We start from the raw sequence: 5,913 nt of genomic DNA on the forward strand, positions 1-5,913 counted from the left end.
AAATCAGTATGTTCCGGATAAATTTGCAAAAAGATTTTGGATGTTTGTTTCTGTACAAAAAAATCCCCTCGTAGCCGGCAGCTATTAAGGGGAGTCTGTTATCAGGGTGCATCTACCATTTCCATGTTTCAATATAAATCAGTATGTTCCGGATAAATTTGCGAGAATGGGGATAAATTATGAAAATAATAAAAAAATCCCTCAGCAGCAAATCATCAACAAGGGGAGTAAGTTATCTGATTACATCTACCAGTCCTGTGTTTTAGAATAAACCAGCACATGCCGGATAGACTTTTCCAAAAGTCGCGATGAGAAGTATTTTCCCACTCTAGGGGAAATAGCCCATAGACATGCAGCAACTGCACTGAACAGTAGAGTTCTGCAATGTAGTAGGAAGCTTCAGTTTTCGCCATTTCGGTGCTGGCTGTTGGGTATTGGGTACTGGGTATTGGGTACTGGGTATTGGGTATTGGGGATTGGGTACTTGGTTCCTAATCTCTATTCCCCAGTCCCTAATCCTTAGTCACCAGTTCCTAGTTCTCAGTCCCCTTTAATCAAGCAGTTACGATCAAAGTAATCAAAATAAAAAAACCTAGTGGTTAGCAGCCAACAAGGGAAGTAATTTATCAGGGTACATCTACCAAATTAAGTCTTCTGAGTGTAATCATTATTCTCAGGAGAAATTTTGGTGAATAGGAGCTATTTTTTTGGTAAAAATAGAAAAAACCCCCAGTGGATACTAGCCAAGCCAGGGATCTGAATATCAAGGTGCATTTACCAATAAGAATGTTCTAGAAAAGCCAAGATAATCCGGATTAAAGTGGTAGATGTCGCTTGGCGGCAAAACAGCTCAAATCAGAAACATCTGAGTTGCAAGATGCATCTAAATGTATCAGAAGAAGCGAAACATCGACTTGAAACTTTCGCGTTTCAAACCGGATATAGGAAACAGGAGAAATTGTGACCCAGGAATTTCACATTTCCGTAACCCCAGTAGGGCAAAATGACTACTTGGTGCGGACGGAACAAGTCGCGCCTGGGGTGCCATTGGCAGAAGAACTGGTGACTTGGCCCGTAGCTGATTGGTTGACGGCTGCTGGACATTTAATGAATGACCCGTTGAAGTTAGTGTTGCAGGGGGATGCGATCGCGCGAAACTCTGTGAACTTGGTAGCTTTAGGTCAGCAATTTTATAACGCGCTGTTTCAAGGCACTCTCAGAGATAGTTGGATGACTGCCCAAGGTATTGCTCAAAATCGCCAACAGGTACTACGCCTGCGTTTGGGATTGAAAGATACCAGGTTGGCACGTTTACCTTGGGAAGTAATGCACGCTGGCGATCGCCCAGTTGCGACAGGACCTTATATTGCTTTTTCTCGCTACCAAAGTGGAATTGGGGGGACATCTCGTCTACCATCAGCAATGTCGATGCCGTTGGAAGAAGATGGGATTAAAGTGTTGATGGTGATCGCTTCCCCCACCGATCAAGTTCGTCTGCATCTACTTGCAGAAGAAGCTGAAAAACTGCGAGATTTGCTAAACATTCAGTCACCACACGGTACTGGAATTGAACTCTCCGTACTAGAACAACCAGGACGGGAGGAATTAACGCAAGCCCTAGAACAGGGAAGATATCACGTTCTCCACTACTCTGGTCATAGTAATGTCGGGCCGAATGGCGGCGAAATTTATCTGGTCAGTAGCAGAACCGGTTTGACCGAAACCCTGACTGGTGACGATTTAGCAGGCTTGCTTGTCAATAATAATATCCAAATGGCTGTGTTTAACTCCTGCTTGGGAGCATACGCAGCAACCTCCGACGAAAATGAGGAGACGGGCGAACGTAACTTAACAGAAAGCTTGGTGAAGCGGGGCATCAGAAGCGTTTTGGCTATGTCAGAACGCATTCCCGATCAAGTCGCACTCACACTGACACAATTTTTTTACCACAACCTTTCCCAGGGATACCCTGTGGATATGTGTGTTAGTCGGGTACGCCAGGGATTAATTACTACCTATGGTTCGCACCAGATGTACTGGGCGCTACCAATATTATATCTACACCCCGAGTTTGACGGTTTTCTCAACCCAGGAGTTTATCTACCCGAAAGTACACAGCCATACAGCGAGTATAATTCAACTTTAACTACAACACCAGCAAGATATCCAGCGACGGCAGATGATACCAACATGCCTTTACCCATCGACGATATGATGGCTTCGGGTATGACGCAGGTTTCTTCTGAGTCAGACTGGTTGGGTGAAGATACTTGGGGCGATTTAGTAGATGAAATAGAGTACGATGACCCAAGCTATGCAGAAGATTCTGCATTCGTTTCGGATCTGTTTAGCCAGCTAGGTAGCCCAAAAGTTCCCAACGAGCAAACTTCAATGACTGCGGAACTAGTAAATCAAGATAGAGAGGATAATCTTCACAATACAGAAGATATGGTTTCGCTGTGGAGTCAATTTCCACCAGATGCAGAGAGCAAGCAAATTGGGCCAGCACAAGATGAACTAGCCGTTGATGATAGTTTTGGCATAGACTGGCAAAGTACTTTACCTTCATCAACTGAAATTACTCTATCTCGAAAAGCTGCTTCCAAACGACGCGCTAGACGCCAGTTTTGGTCTAAAGTTGGTGTTGTCGGAGTTAGCGCGATCGCAGTGGTTGTCGGTTTGAATTGGTGGTGGCAAAATCAAAGAGTGTCAAGACGATCTGATATACCAGTAGTTTCTACCGAGTCTCCACCCGGGCAAAACACTCCACAAATCAATCTAAAAACCGATGCAACCGGAATTATCACTGCCTACGCTAGCGAAAAATTGAGCAGTGGTGACTTGCAAAATGGGCTGTTAGCAGTAGAAGAACTTCTGAATCGTAATGCTCTTCCTAATGCTAAGGTGGCCCTGGATTTTGTTCTCCAGCAGCATTTGAGCGATCCGCTTGTAAACTTTTTGAGAGGGCGGTTAGCGTGGCAAGCTGTCCAAACAGGAGACAAAACATTTAGCATCGATGATGCTCGTCGTTACTGGGAAAATGCCGCAAAAGCCAAACCAGATTCGCTTTTATATTCTAATGCTTTAGGTTTTGCTTATTATGTAGAAGGTAATCTCAATCGCGCTAACGATTCTTGGTTCAAGGCTTTGAATTCAGCGGTCAGACAGCATAATCTATCTGCCAATTCCGCAGGATTACCGAAACCCAAGGAAGTAACCCAAGATACTTTAACAGCTTATGCGGGCTTAGCGATCGGGCTATATAAATCTTCACATCATCAACCAAATGCTAAACGAGAGCAATATTTAAATGAAGCAATTAAGTTGCGGCAAATGGTAATAAAAGACGATCCAGTTAATTTTCAAATGGATCAATTGGCTAATAATTGGCTGTGGCCAGAGGAGGCAATTAAAGATTGGAAATCTCTTCTCCAAGTAAATAGAGAAGTAAATTAAAAGTTACAAATATTTTGGTTATGCTTGACGTTGGGTTTTATTAGTGGCAAGACTCTCTGTAGGCGATCGCTTTTAATTCTTGACCACACTTGATATGCAATTTTTCTCAAATTTTGTGAGGCGGGCATTTTGCCCGTCTAGTAATCAATATTTAAACTGAACTTCCCCCCAATAAAAGTTTAGCTATTGACCTGAGCGACTTTCAACGTTTTTTGAATCGCTGTTACTGGGTACAATTGTCAAAGGGGCGTATGCGTTGTGAACTTGAGGCGTTGGCCCCCAATTTTTAGCTTACCCTAATTGTACCAATAGTTCCAGGGCTTACATGGGTACACTAATATTTGCGTTAAACGCCAAATCGATTCCGGGGCAAGGGTTTAAGGGCTGTTTAGTACATTTGCACGGGGGAAGTTGAGTTTAAACTTTAGCCGCAGCAGGTGTTGGAAGATTAACTTTCAAGCGCTTCAACATTACTTCCCGTGCTTGCATTGCCAAAGTCTCATTTATAGGTGACAGCGTAATCGGCTGTTGATACTTTAACCGTAACGCTGTTTGAATTAACCAATCTGCAACGAAAGGATTTTTTGGTAATAGGGGACCGTGGGAATAGGTAGCAATGGCATTTTGATAAAATGCTCCTTCCGTGCCATCTTCACCATTATTGCCCAGACCATACACCACGCGTCCCAGTGCTTCTACTTTTCCTAGCTTTGTACGTCCGCCGTGATTTTCAAATCCAATTAAATAAGGTGTAGCACCATTAAGCATCTCTTTGAGATCCTGCACCAGACGAGTAGCTGTGACTTCTACAACCAAGTTACCAATACAGCGCCGAACATTTTCCCCTGGATGCACTGATACCATATCTAATATGCCCAAACCTTGAATGCGCTGCCCAACTCCTGGTTCATAATAGTGTCCCAAAAGTTGTGGTGAACCACAGGTAAACACTCCAGGTGTACCATTTTCTATTTTTTCGCGCATTGCTTCGGCTTTTGCACCTTGCAAATCACGCATAACAATTTCTTGCTGACGGTCTTGTGCACCACCTCCGACTATTAAATCTACTGATTTAATATCATCTGCTGTAGCGTTTTGATCTAGGGGCAGTACCTTAACATAGTATCTCCGCCACTGACAACGACGTTCTAGAACGATGACATTACCACGGTCTCCATAAGTACTCATCAGTGTCGGATACAACCAACCTACTATTAATTCAAATTGTTGATTACTCATAAATGCCCAGCCAAGAATAGGAATGAAGGACTAGAGAAGAGAATAGCATCGACTTCGGTAGATGGTATTTGTTTATTTTCAAATCGTCCTATTCAGATGCTGTATGCTTTATGCCAGGATAGTTTGAAAAAGGTTAGTTGAGTGGGTTATCCCTGTTTAAGATGTAAGTTAAATAACAGCATTTTGCTTGGAATTTGTGTGCATTTGTGATAAAAACAATGTTTTTGAACCACCAAGACACGAAGAGAGAAACTCTCTGGTTTACTTTTGACCTTGACTTTTTACAACGCGATCGCTTACGTTCATTCATATTTAAGTGGGCAGGAGGAGAATCGAACTCCTATGGGCGTAAGCCCGCCACATTTTGAGTGTGGTGCGTCTACCAGTTTCGCCACCCGCCCTCGGATAGCAACTTTGCCATTATACCCTATTTTTTTATTTTGCAACCAGTTTTGCGAATTTTTTAAATTTTATTCCGGTAGTAGTCAACCAAGAAAACTATGACAGGCTCAAAGAAGGCTACAACCATTGGAATTTAGCTCTGGCATCTTTGGCAGCAAAACGCCAATTAATTTTAGCTTTATGCTGATTACGTTGTTTTTCCCAAGCCTTAATTTCTCGACGTAAAGTCTCTATATCAGGAATGCGACGTTCTAAACATTGACGAGAGAGAACAGAAATTTCAATTTGAGACTAATTCTCTCAATTTACTAAAATTTATAGAAATGCTTTTAGTAGTTGTAACCCTAAGTTGCATTGACAAATAACTCATAGCGTCTGGTGCGATCGCATCTCTTGTGCTTGCTTTACTAGAGATCAACAAACACAAGAGCAAAGTAGTGGAATCGGCATCAAGAAGTACGGTTAGCAACCCAAGGCAGAGCGGCAAAATGGCAAAACAACCTAACAAAAGACCTGTTATCTTAAATAAGCGTCAAAGCGATGGCACTTATAACCAATAAAAAACAATAGGTTGAAAGCTAAAAAGCAGAGAAGCAATCCTGCTTGATCTCCAACAAGGCGATCGCTACTGGATTAAAAGCAAGGGAAAAAAGAAAAAATTTTTCTCAATCCCCTTGACAATCCAAAATAAGTTAGCTAACCTAGATAAAGTGTCAAGCAAAAGCGAGACGTCCGAACCAAGAAAAATCAATAGTTTGAAAGCCAAAAGCAAAACCAATCCTCGTCAAAGAAATTAAGTTTTGGTCAGAGAACCAA

At 42.4% G+C, this 5,913-nt stretch carries 2 protein-coding genes, 1 tRNA gene and 1 pseudogene; 1 reads left to right on the forward strand and 3 read right to left on the reverse strand.

Annotated features, from left to right (window positions below):
• Positions 1 to 960: 960 nt before the first annotated feature.
• On the forward strand, positions 961 to 3,456 hold the full coding sequence (hetF, locus tag HXY43_RS14155) for a cell division protein HetF (RefSeq protein ID WP_290883858.1): 2,496 nt from the start codon (positions 961 to 963) through the stop codon (positions 3,454 to 3,456).
• 417 nt (positions 3,457 to 3,873) lie between these two features.
• On the opposite strand, the gene HXY43_RS14160 is transcribed toward hetF, so the two are convergent.
• The 3 genes and pseudogenes from HXY43_RS14160 to HXY43_RS14170 all read right to left on the reverse strand — a co-directional run.
• Positions 3,874 to 4,695, reverse strand: a complete 822-nt coding sequence (locus HXY43_RS14160; protein ID WP_290883860.1) for a type 1 glutamine amidotransferase — start codon at positions 4,693 to 4,695, stop codon at positions 3,874 to 3,876.
• A 317-nt stretch (positions 4,696 to 5,012) separates the two neighbouring features.
• Positions 5,013 to 5,096 (reverse strand) — tRNA-Leu (locus tag HXY43_RS14165).
• Between the two features lie 118 nt (positions 5,097 to 5,214).
• Positions 5,215 to 5,385 (reverse strand): annotated as a pseudogene (locus tag HXY43_RS14170) (IS630 family transposase); the annotation flags it as partial.
• Between the last annotated feature and the right edge of the window lie 528 nt (positions 5,386 to 5,913).

Source organism: Fischerella sp. (assembly GCF_013388695.1).
Lineage (GTDB): Bacteria > Cyanobacteriota > Cyanobacteriia > Cyanobacteriales > Nostocaceae > PCC9605.